Here is a 19641-nt window from a genome sequence, read left to right as displayed (position 1 = left end):
TGCACAACAAAAAAGGGCTTTTATAGCCCTTTTTTAACGATTATTTTTCTACTGGCTTATAGCCTTCAATCTCAACCTCTTTTCCTTCAAATAAAAAGCCAACCATTTGCTCTTCTAAAAAGGTACGATGTTCTGGGTCCATCATATTTAAATGCTTTTCGTTGATCAGCATCGTTTGTTTATGCTGCCACTGTCCCCATGCTTCTTTAGATATATTATTAAAAATCTTTTCGCCAATTTCCCCAGGATAAAGTTGAAATCCAAGGCCTTCAGCTTCTTTTTGTAACTTTTGACAAAATACAGTACGTGCCATGATTTATTCTCTCTAACGCTAAATGCTGCTAGTTTAACCTATTGGGCTCATTTGTTTAACCAACTTTTTAGTCGGTGCAGCTAAACCCACCTCTATTGATTGATCAAGTGGATACCATATTAATTGCTTGTCGTTCACCACATCAGGGATTTGCTGAACATTGAGCACATGTGGGTTTATGGTTAGCTCAAAATGTGAGAACACATGGCTAAAAGGCGCTAATATCTCAAGCTCACTTTTTAGCCCTTGCTGTGCTAAAAAAATATCGAGCTCACTGTGCTCATTAAATTCAAAAAATCCAAATAATCCCCCCCAAATGCCACTACTTGGGCGTTTTTCCATGAGTACTTTGTCGTTATGTTTAATAATTAACTGATGACAACTTTTTTTAGGCACTGCTTTTTTAGGTTTAGAATGTGGGAACTCTTTAACCTTACCCGCATTAAAAGCACCACATTGTGTTTTTAACGGGCATGCTTCACAGTCAAAACGACTTCGTGAACAAAGGCTTGCCCCTAAATCCATCATAGCTTGATTAAACTCAGTCACATTATTTTTAGGAGTGAGTTGTTCACTTAAATGCCACAGCTGATTTTCTACCTTTTTGACGCCATACCAACCTTCAACCATGAAAAATCGTGCAAGCACCCTTTTTACATTGCCATCAAGAATAGGATGATGCTGCCCCAAAGATAAAGATAAAACAGCACCCGCAGTGGAGCGTCCTATTCCGGGTAAATCCATTACCTCTTCAAGCGTGCTGGGAAACTGGCCTTGATATTTGTCTCGCACTATTTTGGCCGTTTTATGCAAGTTTCGCGCGCGTGCATAGTAACCTAGACCAGTCCAGTGATGCAGAACCTGATCTTCATCAGCATTTGCTAAAGCAATAATATCGGGAAAGCTTTGCATAAACTTTTCGAAATAGGGAATAACAGTCACAACTTGGGTTTGCTGCAGCATCACCTCAGACACCCATACTTTATAAGGTGTTTTAGCTAATTGCCATGGCAATGTTTTGCGCCCATGGAGATGATACCAATCAACTACTTGGTTAGAAAACCAATCAGACTGCTGCTTTTTTAAATCCAACATATTTACTTTTTTACTAATGCTTAATGGCGGCTCAGTCTATTGTAGTTGTTGAAAAGATCAAGCTATAACGCCCTAGAGCTTGTCAACCCTGCGCGGGTCAGGGATAATACGCAACCATTTTTAAACACATTGTTTTGTCAGGCCAATAATATGAGTGAATCAAGTAACAACAACCTTGAGCAAGCTAAGCAAGAAGGTAAGTATATCCGCACTATTCGTAGTTTTGTAAAACGCGAAGGCCGATTAACCAAAGGCCAAGCCGCTGCAATCGAAAAATGCTGGCCAACAATGGGGCTTGAGCATAAAAACGGTCTGCTTGATTTAAACGCAGTATTTGGCAATGACAATGATGTAGTGTTAGAAATTGGCTTTGGTATGGGCAAGTCATTGGTTGAAATGGCAAAAAACGCACCACATCTTAACTTTATCGGTATAGAAGTACATCGCCCAGGCGTTGGCGCGTGTTTAATGGATGCCGACGAAGCAGGCGTTACTAATCTTCGTGTATTTGAACACGACGCCGTTGAAGTCCTTGCAGATTGTATAAGTGATGAAAGCTTATCGACCTTACAATTGTTCTTCCCTGATCCATGGCACAAGAAGCGTCACCATAAGCGCCGTATTGTACAAACTGAGTTTGCAGAAAAACTACGTTCTAAATTAAAAATTGGCGGCGTTTTTCATATGGCAACCGATTGGGAAAACTATGCAGAGCATATGCTTGAAGTAATGCAAGCAGCACCTGGTTACAAAAACCAATCAGAGACTAACGACTATGTACCACGTCCTGATTTACGTCCGCTGACTAAGTTTGAACAACGTGGCCATCGTTTAGGCCATGGCGTATGGGATTTAATGTTCGAACGTACTAAATAACCGTTAATTAAATAATCAAGTAAGGTAAAGCCATTTATGAGCGTATTAACCAATCCGAGCCTATTATTACTTCGCAACAGCGAGGAGCTAAAAGGTAAATCAATATTGGTGGTCAACTTTGTTCAAGATGGCTTTTTAAATGAGCTAAAAACGCTCAACCCACAAAGTAAAATAACGGCTTTTAGCTATAACCATGCAAATGGTGAATTTGCTAAAAACATATCGGGCATAAATGTAGAAGTTAATCACACGATTAGCGCCGGTGAATATGATTTAGTAATTCTTTATTACCCCAAGTCTAAGCCCGAGCTATTAATGGCATTAGACAACATACGCGCAGTGATAAGTAAAGAAGCTGAGCTGCTAGTCGTTGGCGAAAACAAAAGCGGTGTAAAATCAATTGAAAAGCAACTCGCCAATAAAACGGCGTTTAGTAATAAAATTGACTCTGCAAAACACTGCGTTTTATATTCATTTTCAGAAATAACCCTGAATTCAACATTTGATATTAGTACTTACCACAAAGAGTTTATGGTAAACGTAAGTGATATTGAGTTTACTGCTGTAAGTATTCCTGGCGTGTTTAACCATGGCGGCCTTGATGCAGGCACTAAAATGCTATTAGAAAATGCACCAAATATAAAACACGGTAAAGTTCTTGATTTTGGTTGTGGCGCGGGGCTTATTGCTACGTTTTTAGGGCTAAAAAATCCGGCTCTTACATTTACATGTAGTGATGTAAGCGCACTAGCTGCCTATGCAACAGCACAAACGCTTAAACTTAATAACGTTAATGGTGAAGCCGTACTGAGCGATGGTTTAAACAGCATTGCAGGTAAGTTTGATTTAATTATTAGTAACCCACCATTTCATACCGGTATTGCAACTGACTACACAGTGGCCGAATCGTTTTTAAATAATGCCAAACAGCACCTAACTAAAACAGGTAAGCTCACTATTGTTGCTAATAGCTTTTTAAAATATCCACCTATTTTAGAAGCCCAATTTGATAGTTATCAAACGGTGTTTAAGAATAATAAGTTTGCAGTATACAGTAGCTAAAACTTATTATTAATCCCCTATCAAAACATAAATATGCGGTATATTAGCCGCATATTTACTTTATGACGTAGATTAACTGAGAATAAATAGTGTAATTAAGCTAATCTTTTTGCTTCACTTTTTCCTGTTTTTGCTAAACTAGTATTTATTACATTCACAATTGACACGGATGACCCTCTCGCAATGCCTAAAACTGTAGAGCAAAATAGCATTCGTAGCATATTGTTTAAAACCATCATGCTTATAACAGCCATCTGTTTGCTATTATCTCTTTCTATTTCTACTTACTTAAGTACACAAGAGCAAAAAAAGCAGCTGATTAGTAAACTTGTGCTGGTGTCAGAGATCATTGCCTTTGATGCAATGCCGTCATTACTAAATAAAAATAGACCTGCAGAAGAAAGGCGGTTAAAGCTTCTTCAACAAGTCTCATCGGTTACAAACTTACATATTTATGCGCTAGATGAGCAAACAAGAAAACCAGTATTTTTTACCAGTTTTAATGCCCGAAAATCGCCACCTGTACCAATCAAAACAGACAGTATTAACGACTTTATAGAACCCCAAGTAGGTGATGAGTTTATTGAGTACATTACTCCAATACTCAATAATGATCAGTTACTGGGTTATGTGTATATTAGGGGCAGCTTGGATAACTTAAATAAGCTTATCACTAAAAAAATTATAATTGACATTGCCATTATCGCTTTAATACTTATTTTTATCTCTTTGATTATTTTAAGGCTACAAAAAAGGATAGCCAGCCCCATAGAAAACTTAAGCTTGTTACTGCAAAACATAGCTAAAAATCATAACTACTACGCCCGGGCGCCTTTAACAAACTTAACTGAAATAACCAGGCTTTCTAACAGCTTAAATGTAATGCTGGCGCGAACACAAAGACAAATAGAGCGCCACGAAGAAGATAAAAAAGAAATTAAGCTACTAAACTCAAATCTTGAAGAAAAAGTAAGCCAACGAACCATCGCGCTCAGAGAAGCAAATAAAGAGTTGCTATCTACACTTGAAAAGATGCACCAATACCAAACTCAAATTGTCGAAAACAAAAAAATGGCTTCATTAGGGCAAATGGTGGCAGGTGTAGCTCATGAGGTAAATACCCCTATAGGGCTTGGGATCACCGGTTCTACTTTACTAAGGGATAAACTCGCGGAGCTACAAATTAACTTTCAAAATAAGTCATTGACTGCCAGTCAATTTGAGCAATTTACTAACGATGGCATTGAAAACTTAGACCTCATCTACAGTAGTTTAAACCGTGTCGCAGAGCTTATTTCTAACTTTAAAAAAGTGGCCGTGATCAAAGATGATGAAATCACTAGCACCGTTCACTTACAGCAGCTCATAAACGATACATTATTGTCTATGGGGCAAGAATTAAGAATAAAAAATCCTAAAGTTCTTATAAATTGTCCAGCAGATTTAACCGTTGAAAGTAAAAAAGGGCCACTGCAGCAAGTTTTCCATCAACTAATTTTAAACTCCCTACTACACGGATTTGTAGCTGGCGGTGACAATGTAGTGCAAATTGATATTGTGGCAACAAACACAAAAACACAAATTACCTACACCGATAACGGCCTAGGTGTAGAGAGCAACATAAGAGCGAAAATTTTTGACCCCTTTGTTACTTCAAAACGCGGTCAAGGAGCCAGTGGTTTAGGCATGCATTTAGTTTACAACTTAGTGACCCAGGCTTTGGCTGGAGAGATTGTGTTAGATACTGAGTATCAATCAGGAGCACGATTTATTATTACGCTATTTTAAAAAGTGAAATAAATCCGTTGCCTGCTCTTGAATTACGACTTTATGACCATACTAAGACAGCACTCATTGAACAGTTGTATCATTAATGCTGTATTTTCACACAATTAATGAACTTAATTGTGTTTAACATATCACATACATTGATGAAAAATTGTAAAGTGATATAATTTCGTTTTGAATTAGTCTGATTATTTTAAGTATCTTTAGGTGGTTGATGGATGTATCAATTATTAAAGGGAAATGGCTTCGACTTTATAATTCAAATTATACATCCAACGTTAAGTATCAATTAAGCCGCGGTTTTTAATAATACGTCAAAGTAGGTTTGGGCGCGCAGCTGTTTTTATCTAATTTGTTTTTACTTGTTAACATTTAGATATAATCCTATAATTCTAGTAGTCGGTTTTGATGATCACACCGATTTTAAAATAAAACACACTCCAAAAAGGTTAATTAAAAATGCAAACGCCAGTCATTCTGATCGTAGAGGATGAAGACGTAACTAGACTAAACCTCGTTAGTTTATTTGAAGCCGAAGGTTACAAAGTTATTGAAGCCATTGATGGCGATGATATGCATGATAAGCTTACAAATAACGATGACGTCAATCTTGTAGTTATGGACATCAACCTGCCAGGTAAAAACGGGCTTATTTTAGCTCGCGAATTACGCCAAAAACGCAAAGTTGGTCTTATTTTCTTAACAGGCCGTGACAACGATGTAGACCGTATTTTAGGTCTTGAAATTGGTGCTGATGACTATATTACTAAGCCTTTCAACCCGCGTGAATTAACTATTCGTGCTCGTAACTTAATTACGCGTACTGCATTAGGTGGTGAAGAGTCTGCTATTGAAACAAATGGCGTGATCACCTTTAACGGTTGGGAACTTGACGAAAACAGTCGTTGCCTTACTTCTCCAAACGGAGACGCGAAACGTCTACCTAAAGGCGAATACAGAGCACTGCGTTTAATGCTTGACTCTCCGGGTCGTATATTTAGCCGTGAGCAACTAATTAAGCACATGACTGGCCGAGAGCTTCGCGCTAACGACCGTACGGTTGACGTAACAATTCGTCGTATCCGCAAACACTTTGAAAGCGACAACTCAACATCTGAGTTAATCAGCACCATCCATGGTGAAGGTTACCGTTTCATTGGTAAAATCGACAGCTAATTAGTTATTACTCTAATTGCTGTAAAAATAAATGAAGGGCCTGTTGTCCTTCATTTATTTTATCTGTTAACTCCTCAAGCCACACAGCCAACACTTCGTCACTTTGCTCCAGCGCCCCATGCTCCATTTGCTTTGCATGCAACTGAACATCATTAAGACCCACCGAACCTGCCGCACCTTTTAATTTGTGCGCAACCGATTTGTACTCTTCTCTATCAGCAGCGTTTAACGAAGCTAATAGCTCTTGTTGGTACTGCGGATTTAGCTTTGCGAACAACTGGCTACTGCGTTTAAATACTTCAACGCCCATCGAATTTACAAAGTCTTCAATGGTTTCAACATCCAACAAGTCAGTATTAATTTGATTTAATAACGCTTGATTGACCACTCGTTGAGGAGCCTCGGTTTGCGCTTGCTTAATGCCAAAGAGTTCAGCGAGCATATTATCTAACTTGCTTGTGTTTATTGGTTTAGCTAGTGCGCCTTGAATAGATATACCCTCAAGCTCTTCTTCAGCACTGCGAACATTGGCCGTTAATGCCACTATTGGTAGCTGATCAAAATGACTTTGAGCGCGAATTTGTCTTGCCACTTCGTCACCATTAATATCAGGCAACTGCATATCAAGTAATACTAAATCTAAGTCATCTTCAGTTTCGACAAACGATAAAGCATCTTCACCCGTTTCAGCCCACAGCACTTCGTGTCCACGTTGCTCTAGTAGGTTAGTAGCAATTTCAGCATTAAGTGGCACATCCTCCACTAATAAAATATATAAGCTACGCCCAACATAACTATGTTCGGTAGGTGCACTACATAAATTCAGCGGAATTTGTACCGTAAAGCAGCTGCCCTCTCCTGGGGTACTATTAACCGTTATTGTGCCTTTCATTGCGCTTACTAACGCTTTGGTGACAGCTAAGCCAATACCTGAACCTATGGCATTGGTGCCTTTAAGATCTGGTGCTTTATAGTACATGTCAAAAATGCGTGTTAGTTGCTCTTGTGGAATACCTTCACCGGTATCGAGTATTTTAATAATAAGCCAAGGGCCATCTTCACGGTTTTCTCTGGCACAATCTAAGATTACGCTCCCTTGTTGAGTAAACTTAACGGCGTTATTAATTAAGTTCCACACCACTTGGCGTAAACGAGTCGGGTCAAGCAAAGCATATATGTCAAGCATGCCAGAACGCTTCACTTCAAACGAAAGCTCTTTTTGCTCAGCAATAAGGCCTGCAAAGTTAACTACATCGTTGATAAAGTCCGAAACATTAATTTCGTTGGCGGCAATATCTAACTGCTCACGGTCAATTTTATCTAAATCTATGATATCGTTAAATATGTTACCTAGCGTTTCGGCGCTTGAAAACACGGTATTACACCAACTGCGTTGCTGTTTGTTTAATTCGGTATCCAATAGCATACGCGTTAAGCCCACAATACCATTAAGCGGTGTACGTAACTCATGGCTTAATGTGGCAATAAATTTCCCTTTATCTTTATAAGCTGTTTCTAGTGCCTGCGCAGCTTCTTTACGACTGGTAATATCACGGCCAAACGCAAGTAAACCAATGTAATCCCCTTGTTCATTAATAAAGGGAAGTTTACGCAATTCAAACCACCTAATTTCACCGTTTACTGAGTACTCCACATCTATAGTTAAACCTTGGTGCGTACGCTCAACCTGCTCATCGGTTCTGAGTACTTCTGATAAAAAGTGGCTTGGGAATATTTCTTCTGCGGCTTTACCAATAAGTTCACCACTGGTTTTGCCCATTACCTCTTCAAACATTTTATTACAACCGGCAAACACCCCGTTGTTATCGCGGTAATAAAATAAATCCGGCGAGGAGTCTACTATTGAGCGCAGTAACATGCCTTGCTGTGCGAGTTCTTGTTGTGTTTTTTTACGCTCTGCAATTTCACGCCTAAGCTCTTCTATTGCTCGGTGTTTGGCATGAAAAGCCATTTTACGTTCGTCAATTTCAATATTTAAGCGGTTAATATTGTCTTTGAGGGTTTGATTTAAAAGCTTCTCTTGTTTTGTGGCACTATCTAAATAAGCATAAGAGGCATCAAGTTGCCGAATAGAGTTTAATAATATACTGATAACTAAAGGAGAAACAACCGAGGTAAAAAATACCACGGCGAGTATATCAACCAAGTTTACTTCGCCTATGGCAACGTAATAAAACATACTTGATAAAACCAGCGATATTGTCAGTAATAATGCATAGCAAATAGCTGCAGTTTTAAACTCACCAAAACGAGTTATTGAACTGGAAAGAACTCGAACCCACGGGTTCAAAGAAGAATCAGTCATATATCAGTTTTTCTCTTAGCTAAATGCTTAGGGTCTGTTGACCTTTCAAGGTTAAAGGCTAATTTTAGCATTTTCTATCAGCTATTTTCATGTTGTGCGACAAAAACAATAAAATTTCATGTTTGGTGTTATTTGCTGCATTTCAGCAAATCTTTATTTAGTGTAAAATGCGGCGTTTTAAATATTGCAAATAACGAGTAACGTATCATGCAAAAAACTATGCCAGATATTGCTAACACGGCTGCCGCATTACAAACAGGTAAATTAGACTGGGTAGGTATGGGCGATATAGAGCTGCCTTTTATTTTTGAATCTCTTGATTTAGCTCCAGTTACCGTTAATGCAAAAGCACGCGCCTTTGTTAATTTACACAAAGAAGATGCTAAAGGCATTCATATGTCGCGACTATTTTTAGCGTTGGATCACCTCTCAACTGAGCAACAGGTCAATCCACAAACCTTAGCACAAGCCTTAGATACCTTTATCACCAGTCATGAAGGCTTAAGTGATAAAGCACACATTGAATTTAAATTTGAATTGCCGCTACGCCGTAAGTCATTACTTAGTGGTAAAGCAGGTTGGAAAAGCTATCCCATTGTACTTACCAGCACTATAAATCAAGGCGTTATTAGTTTTGAGCTCAGCGTTGATGTGACTTATTCATCAACTTGCCCCTGTTCTGCAGCACTGGCTCGCCAATTAATTCAAAACGCATTCAGCGAAAAGTTTTCTCAAGAAACACTCACTCAATCAGAAGTTTTAGAGTGGCTTGGAACAACTCAAGGGATTGTAGCAACCCCGCATTCACAGCGTTCAATTGCTAATGTTAAAGTTAAATTAGCAAATAACATTGAACAGTTTGATGTGGTTAACTTAATAAACTTACTAGAAGATGAGCTAAAAACACCAGTACAAGCTGCGGTAAAACGTGAAGACGAACAAGAGTTTGCTCGCTTAAACGGTCAAAATTTAATGTTTTGTGAAGACGCAGCACGAAAAATTAAAACGACGTTAGAGTCAAAAGAGTTTAGCGATTACTTCCTGCAAATTAACCATTATGAGTCTTTACATGCTCATGATGCAGTTGCGATTGCCGTAAAAGGTATTGAAGGCGGCTATAAAGCATAATAGTGCTCATCCCCATTCGTTAATAAAACAACCATAACAACTATTTGGGCACATAAATTGCTTTAGAAAAGCAGTGTCAATTTGTTGTTATGGAGTTACCGTATGGAATTCGCTTTATTATTAATATTAGTGCTAGTTGTTGGGGCATCTGTCGTTGCGTCAAAATTTAATGATGACGGCGGAAACCCTTATCCTTTTACTCGTAAGCAAAGTGTATTTACCCAAGTAGAAGGGGCGTTTCTGAATTTATTAGAGCGCGCTGTTGGCGATCAATATAAAATTGTTAGTCGCGTTAAACTAATCGATGTGATTGACTGTAAACAAGGCCTGTCTGTTAAATCTAAACGTGCGGCAATGGCTAAAGCAAAAAATAAGCAGCTCGACTTTGTTTTAGTAGATAAAGAAAAAATGACCATAGTGGCTGCGGTTGACTTAGTTAATAACGCCAATAAAGATGGCCACAAAGCACAGCGCGACTGGTTTGTTAATGGCGCATTGGAAGCCGCAGGTATTCCACATATTCGTATGAAAGTGAAGGCAGGCTACCGCCCAAGCGAAGTACGCGATGCAATTATGTTTAAATTAGGTAAGCCAGCGGCATCTAAACCTTCACGACCTACGCGTGCTAGAGTTCATAAACCTGCGGTATTGTCTCCTTCTCAAGCAAAGGCACAATCAACAGCCCTTGCTGAAATATAATCAATAAGTTTATAAAGTGCGGGCTTTTTAAGCTCGCATTTTTGTTTGTTTTACCCCACGTTATTTTTTGCAGTATAATCACCGTATTCAAACTCAGGAATTTAACACTATGAATGTTGGTATTATTGGCGCAATGGAGCCAGAAGTTAAAATTTTGCGCGAGGCGATGCAAAATCCACAAGTTTTAACCAAGGCTGGTTTTACTTTTTACACAGGCGAGCTTGCAGGCAATACCGTCACTTTAGTGCAATCAGGTATAGGTAAAGTCGCTTCGACAATCGCAACCACATTACTTATCGATAACTTCAATCCAGATTGTGTTATTAACACAGGCTCTGCCGGTGGATTCGACCCATCACTAAACGTTGGCGATGTAGTAATTTCATCTGAAGTACGTCATCACGATGTTGATGTAACAGCGTTTGGTTACGAAATTGGCCAAGTACCACAAATGCCAGCAGGTTTTACTGCTCACCCTAAACTTGTAGAAGCAGCCGAGCAAACAATTGCACAAATTAGTGAAGTAAAAACCCTTGTTGGTTTAATTTGCACTGGCGACTCGTTTATGTGCGACCCTGTTCGTATTGAAAAAGCACGCAGTGACTTCCCTACAATGCTAGCAGTAGAGATGGAAGGTGCATCAATTGCGCAAACGTGTTTTGCACTTAATACACCATTTGTTGTTATTCGCTCAATGTCTGATATTGCAGGCAAAGAGTCGCCGCAATCATTTGAAGAATACTTAGAAACAGCCTCTATAAATTCATCAAAAATGGTCGTAGCTTTACTTGAGAAATTAACGGCGGTTACGCTGTAAATGCTCAATAATATTGTTCAAAATCATTTGGACTTTATTGTATTTATTTGTGCGCTCCTTGCTGAGCGCTTTTTGCCTTTAGTAAGTTGGTATCACCCTAACCACATACTCTCTGCTATTTTTAGCGCTATAAGCCAGCGTATTTATAAAAAAACAGACACCAAGCAATATCATTATTTAGCAGCCTCAATGGCAAGTACGCTTATACTTAGTACTGTGCTTATTATTGTAGTTTTACTGCTTCAGTTTGCCTTTTACCCCGAGCTGTTATCAGGTCTTATTTTATATTTATGCCTAGAAAACAGTAGCCTGAATAAAAAAGCGATACGCATAGCTAGGCTAGTCAAAAAAAATCAAAAATCGACAGCACGCGAATTATTAAAGCCACTAGTAGCCCGTGAAGTTAATGCGCTTTCAAGCCCCGGGATCATTAAAGCCATTATGGAAAGTGTCATACTTAGAACGGCGCGTCATTACTTTGTGGTAATTTTCATATTTTTAGTATTGGGCCCCGTCGCCGCTCTCGCCTATCGTTTAATCACTTTAATTCAACAGGCGTGGCGAAGTGATATAGCCCCAAACAGCTCTTTTTTGATGCCGCTTAAACTGGTTCTTTTTATTGTTGAGTACATTCCCATACGTTTACTCGCGCTGACAATTGCCTCACTAAAGGCCAGTAAAAAAAGCATGCATTATATTAAGCATTATGGCCGACACTTCTATCAAACCAATACAGGCTGGTTACTTAGTGTATGTTCTGCATCTTTGGGGGTTCAACTTGGTGGGCCTGCTATTTATAATACACAGCGTTTTAATAAAATGCGTGTCGGTGTAGAGCGTCTTCCCAACGCCGATGACGTACCACAACTACTCAATACACTTAACCAAACTCGCTTTTTTTGGCTTCTGATTATTATTAGCGTTGAAATTATTAAGGCTGTTCTCGTTTTTAAGTTCGCATAAAAAAACCAGCCGTAGCTGGTTTTTATAATGTCCGAAGTTTTAAGCTACGGTGATATTTGCAAATTTGCGTTTACCTACTTGGTAAATAGCCGTTGTGCCTTTTGCAATTTCCAATTTGGTATCTGTAATTTTGTCTTCGCCGTTAAGCTTTACAGCACCTTGTTTGATCATCCGCATGGCCTCTGAGGTACTCGCCACTAAGCCCGCTTCTTTAAGTAAGTTAGCGATTAAAATTGACTCTTCATCAATATTAACTGTCAGCTCAGGGATTTCATCTGGCAAGGCTTTTTTCTGAAAACGCTGGATGAAGTCATCATGAGCAGCTTGCGCATCAGCTTCACTGTGAAAACGCGCAATTAGCTCTTTAGCTAATTCAATTTTAATATCGCGCGGGTTAGTGCCCTGCTCTACACGCTGTTTTTGCGCTGCAATTTGCTCAATAGAAAGGCTACTTAGCAAATCGTAGTAACGCCACATGAGTACGTCACTAATTGACATGATTTTACCGAACATATCTGAAGGCGTATCAGTAATACCAATATAATTACCGAGTGACTTCGACATTTTCTGAACGCCGTCAGTTCCCTCAAGTAAAGGCATCATTAATACTGTTTGTGGTTTTTGACCTTCATCTTTTTGCAGCTCACGACCCATTAATAGGTTAAAACGCTGATCGGTGCCGCCTAGCTCAACATCTGACTCTAATGCGACTGAATCCCAGCCTTGCACCAGTGGATACAAAAACTCATGAATCGCAATCGATTGACCGCCAGCATAGCGCTTTTTAAAATCATCACGCTCAAGCATACGCGCCACAGTTTGACGCGCGGCTAATTTTATCATCCCCGCAGCGCCTAATTTCTCCATCCATGTAGAGTTAAAAGCGACGGTTGTTTTAGCCGGGTCTAAAATTTTGAACACCTGCTCTTTATAGGTTTCGGCGTTGGCAAGCACGTCATCACGTGTAAGTGGTTTACGGGTCACATTTTTGCCCGTTGGATCACCAATCATACCGGTAAAATCACCAATTAAAAAAATAACCTCATGACCTAAATCTTGAAAGGTTTTCATTTTATTAATGAGTACAGTGTGACCTAGGTGTAAATCTGGAGCCGTAGGATCAAAACCAGCTTTAATTTTTAGCTTTTTCCCCGACTTTAATTTTTCAACCAACTCATCTTCAATTAATATCTCTTCTGCACCGCGTTTTATCTCTGCTAGAGCGGTTTGTAAATCCACTGTGTGTTACTCCAAAAAATTCTGACAACGAAGGGGTGTAATATGCTCACGGTTTATTGCTAGCGCGTTATCACAAAGCAAATAAAACTATTTAGCTAACATAACAAATTTCCACCTAATTAGAACAACTTTTTTAACTAATCGCAGCACCAACTAAAATGCAGGGTGTACGTTCTAAAAGGGGATATAAACGAGCGATTAATAATACGCCAAAAGTGTTTATCACAAACTAAAAACAGTTTACAAATTAATCACTTCTCGTAATTAAACCGTTTTATAAGCTAATTTAACATTATGATGAAAAAGCAAAGTATCCAAGAATATAAAATAGTGTAACAGTTCAACTTTAAACACAAACAGCCTGAATACCCTATGATTTTAGCCTAATTTAACTCGAGTTTAAATCTACAAAATACTAGTATTCACAGATTATTCGTTATATCCTGCAATATAACCTATTTATTATCTTGACAGCAGAAAAAGGCACGTTATGGTTCACGTGGTTAACACGCTCCCCAAAAAACACAAAATGCTTATTCTAGGTTTGGTTTCTGCTATTGTTGCCTTAGCCTTTCTTCCTTCTGAAAAAGCCACTGCATCCAAAGACAATAGTGAAAACACACTAGAAATTGGTAAGCGCTATGAATTACAAATTAAAGTTGGTGAGAACGAAAAACTCACTGACCTAAATTCAGAGCAGGCAGCACAAAAACTTCCAGAATATGATTTTGTCGATCACCAAGTTAAAAATGGTGACAACTTAGCGATTATTTTTAAGCGCGCTGGTTTTTCTGCGCAAACGCTGCATAAACTTGTAAACACCAACGCTGAAACACGTAAGCTAACTAAAATTCACCCAGGTGAAACGTTAAGCTTTGCTACCGCCGAAGACGGTTCATTAGCTCAATTACGCTACGTTATTTCTAAAACGGATACGCTATTCGTCACACTTAATGACGAAGGCCAATACGACACCTCAATTGACAGCAAAGAAATAGAAACACTGAGCAAAACAGCCGGTGGGGAAATTTCAAGTAGCTTTTGGACCTCTGCAATTGCAGCAGGTTTAAGTGAACGCCAAATCATGAACTTTGCCGATATATTTGGTTGGGACGTCGATTTTGCTAACGACATTCGCAAGGGTGATGAATTTGGCTTAATTTATGAGTCTCATTTTGTTGACGGTGAGTTTATTGGCACCGGTAAAATTATTGCCGCTGAATTTATAAACCAAGGTGAGCGTTACACCGCTATTCGTCACACAGACGGTAACTTTTACACCCCTGAAGGCCGTAGTATGAAAAAAGCCTTTTTGCGTGCGCCTGTTAATTTCAAATATATTAGTTCAAGCTTTAACCCTCGCCGCCTACACCCTGTTACAGGGCAAGTGAAAGCACATCGCGGCATTGATTACGCTGCACGCACAGGCACGCCAGTTGTATCATCGGGTAATGGTAAAGTAATTAAAGCAGGCTATAGCAAATATAATGGTAATTACGTATTTATTAGCCATGGTACTCAATATGTTACTAAGTACTTACACCTTAACAAGCGCCTAGTCAGAACAGGGCAAAAGGTAAAACAGGGAGAAAAAATAGGTACTGTTGGCTCAACTGGTCGTGTAACCGGTGCGCATTTACATTATGAGTTTTTGGTTAACGGCGTTCACCGTAACCCTAAAACCGTAAAACTACCTAAGTCTGAACCATTACCTCGTTCAGAGCTTGCTAAATTTAAGCCTATTGCTGATAACTTTATCGCACAACTAGAGCGTAATCGTGAGCTACAACTAGCACTTAGATAACCACTTCACTGATTAAATAAAAAAGCCTTTGTTGGGGTTACCCGCAAAGGCTTTTTTGTGTGTGATATTTAAGTTTAAAACTTAATTTACAAGTACATAAATTAGCTGCACAACCAAAGATATCATGACTAATGGCCAAATATACTTGCTGTATTTGGTAGCACCCTCTAGCCCCATTTTACTTTGGTACTTTTCTAGCAAAGGAATAATGATCACCAAAGCAATCACTAAGCTAATTAAAATGACAAATATATTCATATCAACACCTTTGTATTATACCAATTCGTTCAAATAATATTGAAACGGGTATTAACTTACGGCAAAGCGCAGCCTTTCGCGCTAATATATAACTCATACCAATGCTCTCGACTTAAATTAATATTAATTGCATCACTCGATGCCTTAATACGATCTATATTAGTTGTGCCTATAATTGGCTGAATCGATGCAGGATGGCGAAGTAGCCATGCCAATACAATAGCTTCTGCACTTGTGCCATATAAAACGGCAAGCTTACTAACTAAAATACTCGTGTTTACATCCGCTTGTGACGCTTTTGACAGGTCACCGCCTGAGTATAAACCTTGGCACAAACTGCCCCAACTCTGAATTTGAATGTCATGCTCACGACAATACTCAACACACCCTGGGGTAAAGTTAATATCTTTGCCATCGGCATTACCTACATAAATGCCCTCATCAACCCACTGATGCTTTTGTAAACTGGCCTCTATTTGATTTGCCACAATTGGCATATCTAAAGCGCGCTGCAAAAACCTTATTTGATGTTGAGACATATTAGAAACTGCAAAATGACGCACTTTGCCACTTTCTTTTAAACAGCTAAATATTTGCGCAACTTCCTCCACCTCCATTAATGGATCGGGGCGATGCAACATAAGCACATCTAAGTAGTCGGTATTTAATCGTTTAAGTGAGCCCTCAACAGAACGCTCAATCCAATCAGCAGAAAAATCATAACGCTGCGGGTTTTTCTCATCAGCAAAGCGAATACCACACTTAGACTGAATATACATTTGTTCTCTGAGCTCAGGACGCTCAGCCAACGCTTTACCAAAAACGTGCTCAGCTTTGCCTAAGGTATAAATATCAGCGTGATCAAAAAAGTTAATCCCGCTTTCAAATGCTGCGTCTATGCATGAATGAGCTTGCTTTAAGTGCCCACTGTTGATGGCGTCTTTATTCCAAGCACCTCCTAAACCCATACAACCAAATACAAGCTTACTAACCTTGGGTAAATATTTTGCCAGCGGAGTGTGTAACATTTGACAGCCCTTTTAAAAAAATGAAGAGTGATTACTTTAAACAAAAAACCCTATACAAGAAACCGCTTAAGTCAAAACAGTGAATTTTATGCAAAAAAAAGCGCAGTAAACTGCGCTAATAGGTTGAGTCTAAATTATATTTAACCCACAAGAGCAAGTAAAATACCTGCAGCAACAGCACTTCCCAGTACGCCAGCTACATTAGGCCCCATGGCATGCATCAGTAAAAAGTTGTGCGGGTTATTTTCAAGACCGACTTTATTAACTACACGAGCCGCCATAGGAACAGCCGATACACCCGCTGCACCAATTAATGGATTAATTGGGGTTTTTGATATTTTATTTAAGCCTTTTGCCATAAATACACCTGAGGCCGTACCAATAGCAAACGCCATTGCGCCCAGCACTAAAATACCAATGGTTTCCACCGTTAAGAACTGCTCGGCAGCAAGCTTAGAGCCTACCGCTAGTCCTAGAAATATGGTGGTTATATTAATAATTTCGTTTTGAGCACTGTTACTTAGCCTATCGACCACACCCGACTCACGCATTAAGTTACCCAAACAAAACATACCAACCAGTGGAATGGCGGCTGGTAAAAAGAGCGCAGTTAAAGTGAGTACCATCAGCGGAAAAATAATTTTTTCCTTTTTTGATACTTTACGCAGTTCTGGCATTTGAATTTTACGCTCTTCAGGCGTTGTAAACGCACGCATGATAGGCGGCTGAATAATAGGAACCAACGCCATGTATGAGTACGCTGCTACGGCTATAGCGCCTAATAAATCAGGCGCCAGCTTTGACGCTAGAAAGATAGCGGTTGGCCCATCAGCGCCACCAATAATGGCAATTGCTGACGCATCTTGTAAACTAAACTCAAACCCTGGAATAAAGTTAAGTAAAATAGCCCCAAATAAGGTAGCAAAAATACCAAACTGCGCCGCAGCACCTAATAACAACATACGCGGGTTGGCAATTAAGGCACTAAAGTCAGTGAGCGCGCCCACTCCCATAAATATTAATAACGGAAAAATTCCGGTATCAATACCTACATAGTAAACATAATAAAGTAAGCCACCAGGGTCAGATAAACCTGCCACAGGAATATTAGTTAAAATAGCCCCAAAACCAATGGGCAGCAATAGTAGCGGCTCAAAGTTTTTAACTATAGCTAAAAATAATAACAAACAACCAACGGCAATCATGATCAGCCCAGGAAATGTAAAGTTAGCAATGCCTGTGGCATGCCAGAGGTTTAAAATACCATCCATCCTCTAATTACTCCTTAAGCTAATGCAATCATTGCATCGCCGGTTGACACTGAATCACCTTCAGAGACAAGCACGTCTGCAATTGTACCGGTATGCATGGCGCGTACTTCGGTTTCCATTTTCATGGCTTCCATAATAATCACCACATCACCTTCATTTACTACCTGACCTGGCTTTACTTTAATTTTAAAGATATTACCGGCAAGTGGCGCATTAAGAGTTTCACCTGAGGCAACTGATGCCGACTGTGGAATATGCTCAGAGTCTTTTAGCGTCACCTCTTTAAGCTCACCGCCTTGAGCAACCACGACATCGTATACTTTGCCATCTACTTTAACGCTGTATTGCTCAGCCTTAACGCCTTTATTGTTTGCCGCTGATTTTTCAGGTGCTTTATTGGAGCTATCATCAGCGCTAGGAACAGGTTCAAATGCGTCAGGGTTATTGCGGTTTTTAATAAACTTCAAACCAATTTGTGGGAATAAGGCATACGTGAGCACATCATCAATTTGCTCATCAGCAAGCGTTAAGCCTTGCTCTTGCGCAAGTTTACTTAATTCAGCCTCAAGCGTTTCAAGTTCAGGTTTGATCACATCTGCAGGGCGACAGGTAATTGCTTCGCTGCCATCAAGTACACGCTCTTGTAACTCTTTATTCATAGGAGCTGGTGTTGAACCATACTCACCTTTTAATACGCCAGCGGTTTCTTTGGTGATGGTTTTATAGCGCTCGCCAGTAAGCACATTAAGTACTGCCTGAGTACCAACAATTTGCGAGGTCGGTGTAACTAATGGAATAAAGCCCAAATCCTCACGCACCCGTGGAATTTCAAGTAATACTTCGTTTAGTTTATCAGCAGCGCCTTGCTCTTTAAGCTGATTTTCCATGTTAGTTAACATACCACCCGGCACTTGGGCTAATAAAATTCGGCCATCAACACCTTTTAAACTGCCTTCAAACGCAGCGTACTTTTTACGTACGTCTCTAAAGTAAGCTGCAATTTCTTCAAGGTGGTTTAAATCAAGCCCAGTATCACGCTCAGTACCTTCCACGATTGCAGCAATTGTTTCAGTTGCTGAATGACCATAAGTCATACTCATAGACGATACAGCCGTATCGAGCATATCAATACCGGCATCAATCGCTTTTTGATACGTTGCGGTACTTAAACCCGTTGTTGCATGACATTGCATGGCAATAGGAATTGAAACCGTTTCTTTTAAGCCTTTAATCAGTTTTTCTGCATCGTAAGGCTTAAGCAATCCCGCCATATCTTTAATACAAATTGAATGACAACCTAATTCTTCAAGCTGCTTAGCAAGTGTTAGCCACATATCCAATGTGTGTACTGGGCTTACCGTGTAAGAAATCGTACCTTGGGCATGCGCACCTACTTTAACCGCCGCTTTTATGGCAGTTTCTAAGTTACGTACATCATTCATGGCATCAAAAATACGAAATACGTCTACGCCATTTTTGTGTGCGCGCTCAACAAACTTTTCAACAACGTCATCAGCATAATGGCGATACCCCAATAAGTTTTGACCGCGAAGTAACATTTGCTGGGGTGTATTTGGCATCGCCTTTTTAAGCGCACGAATACGTTCCCACGGATCTTCGCCTAAATAACGAATACATGAGTCAAAGGTAGCCCCACCCCAAGACTCTATAGACCAATAACCTGCGTCATCAATTTTTTTTGCAATAGGTAACATGTCGTCTAATCGCATGCGGGTAGCTAAAAGCGACTGATGTGCGTCACGAAGTACGAGTTCTGTTATTTTTAATTTAGCCATTG

17 protein-coding genes are annotated in these 19641 nt (G+C 39.6%); 9 read left to right on the top strand and 8 right to left on the bottom strand.

Annotation, left to right across the window (positions count from 1 at the left end):
- Positions 1–40: 40 nt before the first annotated feature.
- Entirely contained in the window at positions 41–313 is a 273-nt protein-coding gene (locus tag ND6B_RS17445; protein ID WP_013464143.1) for an oxidative damage protection protein, read from the bottom strand.
- A 33-nt stretch (positions 314–346) separates the two neighbouring features.
- Positions 347–1408 (bottom strand): A/G-specific adenine glycosylase, encoded by a 1062-nt coding sequence (mutY, locus tag ND6B_RS17450; RefSeq protein WP_033102603.1) that lies wholly within the window; start codon positions 1406–1408, stop codon positions 347–349.
- Between the two features lie 150 nt (positions 1409–1558).
- On the opposite strand from mutY, the gene trmB reads away from it, so the two are divergent.
- The 4 genes from trmB (at position 1559) to arcA (ending at position 6310) form a co-directional block, all read left to right on the top strand.
- Positions 1559–2284, top strand: a complete 726-nt coding sequence (trmB, locus tag ND6B_RS17455) for a tRNA (guanosine(46)-N7)-methyltransferase TrmB (protein WP_024601262.1) — start codon at positions 1559–1561, stop codon at positions 2282–2284.
- A 36-nt stretch (positions 2285–2320) separates the two neighbouring features.
- Positions 2321–3346, top strand: coding sequence for a methyltransferase (locus ND6B_RS17460; protein ID WP_033102602.1), 1026 nt, complete (start codon positions 2321–2323; stop codon positions 3344–3346).
- Positions 3347–3529: 183 nt separating this feature from the next.
- Entirely contained in the window at positions 3530–5134 is a 1605-nt protein-coding gene (locus ND6B_RS17465; RefSeq protein ID WP_033102601.1) for an ATP-binding protein, read from the top strand.
- Positions 5135–5593: 459 nt separating this feature from the next.
- A complete protein-coding gene (gene arcA, locus ND6B_RS17470; protein WP_008110444.1) occupies positions 5594–6310 on the top strand; it encodes a two-component system response regulator ArcA in 717 nt (238 codons plus the stop codon).
- Positions 6311–6317: 7 nt separating this feature from the next.
- Here arcA and arcB read toward each other — a convergent pair whose 3' ends face one another.
- Positions 6318–8636 (bottom strand): aerobic respiration two-component sensor histidine kinase ArcB, encoded by a 2319-nt coding sequence (arcB, locus tag ND6B_RS17475; RefSeq protein ID WP_013464139.1) that lies wholly within the window; start codon positions 8634–8636, stop codon positions 6318–6320.
- A gap of 207 nt (positions 8637–8843) precedes the next feature.
- Between arcB and folE2 the strand changes: the two genes are divergently transcribed.
- The 4 genes from folE2 (at position 8844) to ND6B_RS17495 (ending at position 12243) form a co-directional block, all read left to right on the top strand.
- Complete coding sequence (gene folE2 / locus ND6B_RS17480) at positions 8844–9764, top strand: GTP cyclohydrolase FolE2 (protein WP_016900622.1); 921 nt, start codon at positions 8844–8846, stop codon at positions 9762–9764.
- 102 nt (positions 9765–9866) lie between these two features.
- Complete coding sequence (locus tag ND6B_RS17485) at positions 9867–10463, top strand: DUF2726 domain-containing protein (RefSeq protein WP_013464137.1); 597 nt, start codon at positions 9867–9869, stop codon at positions 10461–10463.
- Between the two features lie 109 nt (positions 10464–10572).
- A complete protein-coding gene (gene mtnN / locus ND6B_RS17490; protein ID WP_016900621.1) occupies positions 10573–11280 on the top strand; it encodes a 5'-methylthioadenosine/S-adenosylhomocysteine nucleosidase in 708 nt (235 codons plus the stop codon).
- A complete protein-coding gene (locus tag ND6B_RS17495; protein ID WP_033102600.1) occupies positions 11281–12243 on the top strand; it encodes a cobalamin biosynthesis protein CobD/CbiB in 963 nt (320 codons plus the stop codon).
- A gap of 39 nt (positions 12244–12282) precedes the next feature.
- Here the strand turns inward: ND6B_RS17495 and tyrS are convergent, their stop codons facing one another.
- Positions 12283–13482 (bottom strand): tyrosine--tRNA ligase, encoded by a 1200-nt coding sequence (tyrS, locus tag ND6B_RS17500; RefSeq protein WP_028834382.1) that lies wholly within the window; start codon positions 13480–13482, stop codon positions 12283–12285.
- Positions 13483–13972: 490 nt separating this feature from the next.
- On the opposite strand from tyrS, the gene ND6B_RS17505 reads away from it, so the two are divergent.
- The gene (locus ND6B_RS17505) at positions 13973–15286 is read left to right on the top strand and encodes a peptidoglycan DD-metalloendopeptidase family protein (RefSeq protein WP_013464133.1); all 1314 of its coding nucleotides are present in this window, start codon (positions 13973–13975) and stop codon (positions 15284–15286) included.
- A gap of 81 nt (positions 15287–15367) precedes the next feature.
- On the opposite strand, the gene ND6B_RS20245 is transcribed toward ND6B_RS17505, so the two are convergent.
- From ND6B_RS20245 to oadA, 4 genes are all read right to left on the bottom strand, one after another.
- Positions 15368–15544 carry a hypothetical protein gene (locus ND6B_RS20245; protein ID WP_013464132.1) on the bottom strand — a complete coding sequence of 59 codons (177 nt, stop codon included), beginning with the start codon at positions 15542–15544 and terminating at the stop codon, positions 15368–15370.
- A 56-nt stretch (positions 15545–15600) separates the two neighbouring features.
- Positions 15601–16572 carry an aldo/keto reductase gene (locus ND6B_RS17510; RefSeq protein WP_033102599.1) on the bottom strand — a complete coding sequence of 324 codons (972 nt, stop codon included), beginning with the start codon at positions 16570–16572 and terminating at the stop codon, positions 15601–15603.
- Positions 16573–16712: 140 nt separating this feature from the next.
- A complete protein-coding gene (locus ND6B_RS17515) occupies positions 16713–17843 on the bottom strand; it encodes a sodium ion-translocating decarboxylase subunit beta (RefSeq protein WP_013464130.1) in 1131 nt (376 codons plus the stop codon).
- A 14-nt stretch (positions 17844–17857) separates the two neighbouring features.
- A complete protein-coding gene (gene oadA, locus ND6B_RS17520) occupies positions 17858–19639 on the bottom strand; it encodes a sodium-extruding oxaloacetate decarboxylase subunit alpha (protein ID WP_016900617.1) in 1782 nt (593 codons plus the stop codon).
- Positions 19640–19641 lie beyond the last annotated feature (2 nt).

The organism is Pseudoalteromonas sp. ND6B (assembly GCF_000764215.1).
GTDB classification, from domain to species: Bacteria; Pseudomonadota; Gammaproteobacteria; order Enterobacterales; family Alteromonadaceae; genus Pseudoalteromonas; species Pseudoalteromonas tetraodonis.
Note: the sequence above shows the minus strand (reverse complement) of the source record. Positions and strands in the feature narration are given on the sequence as shown.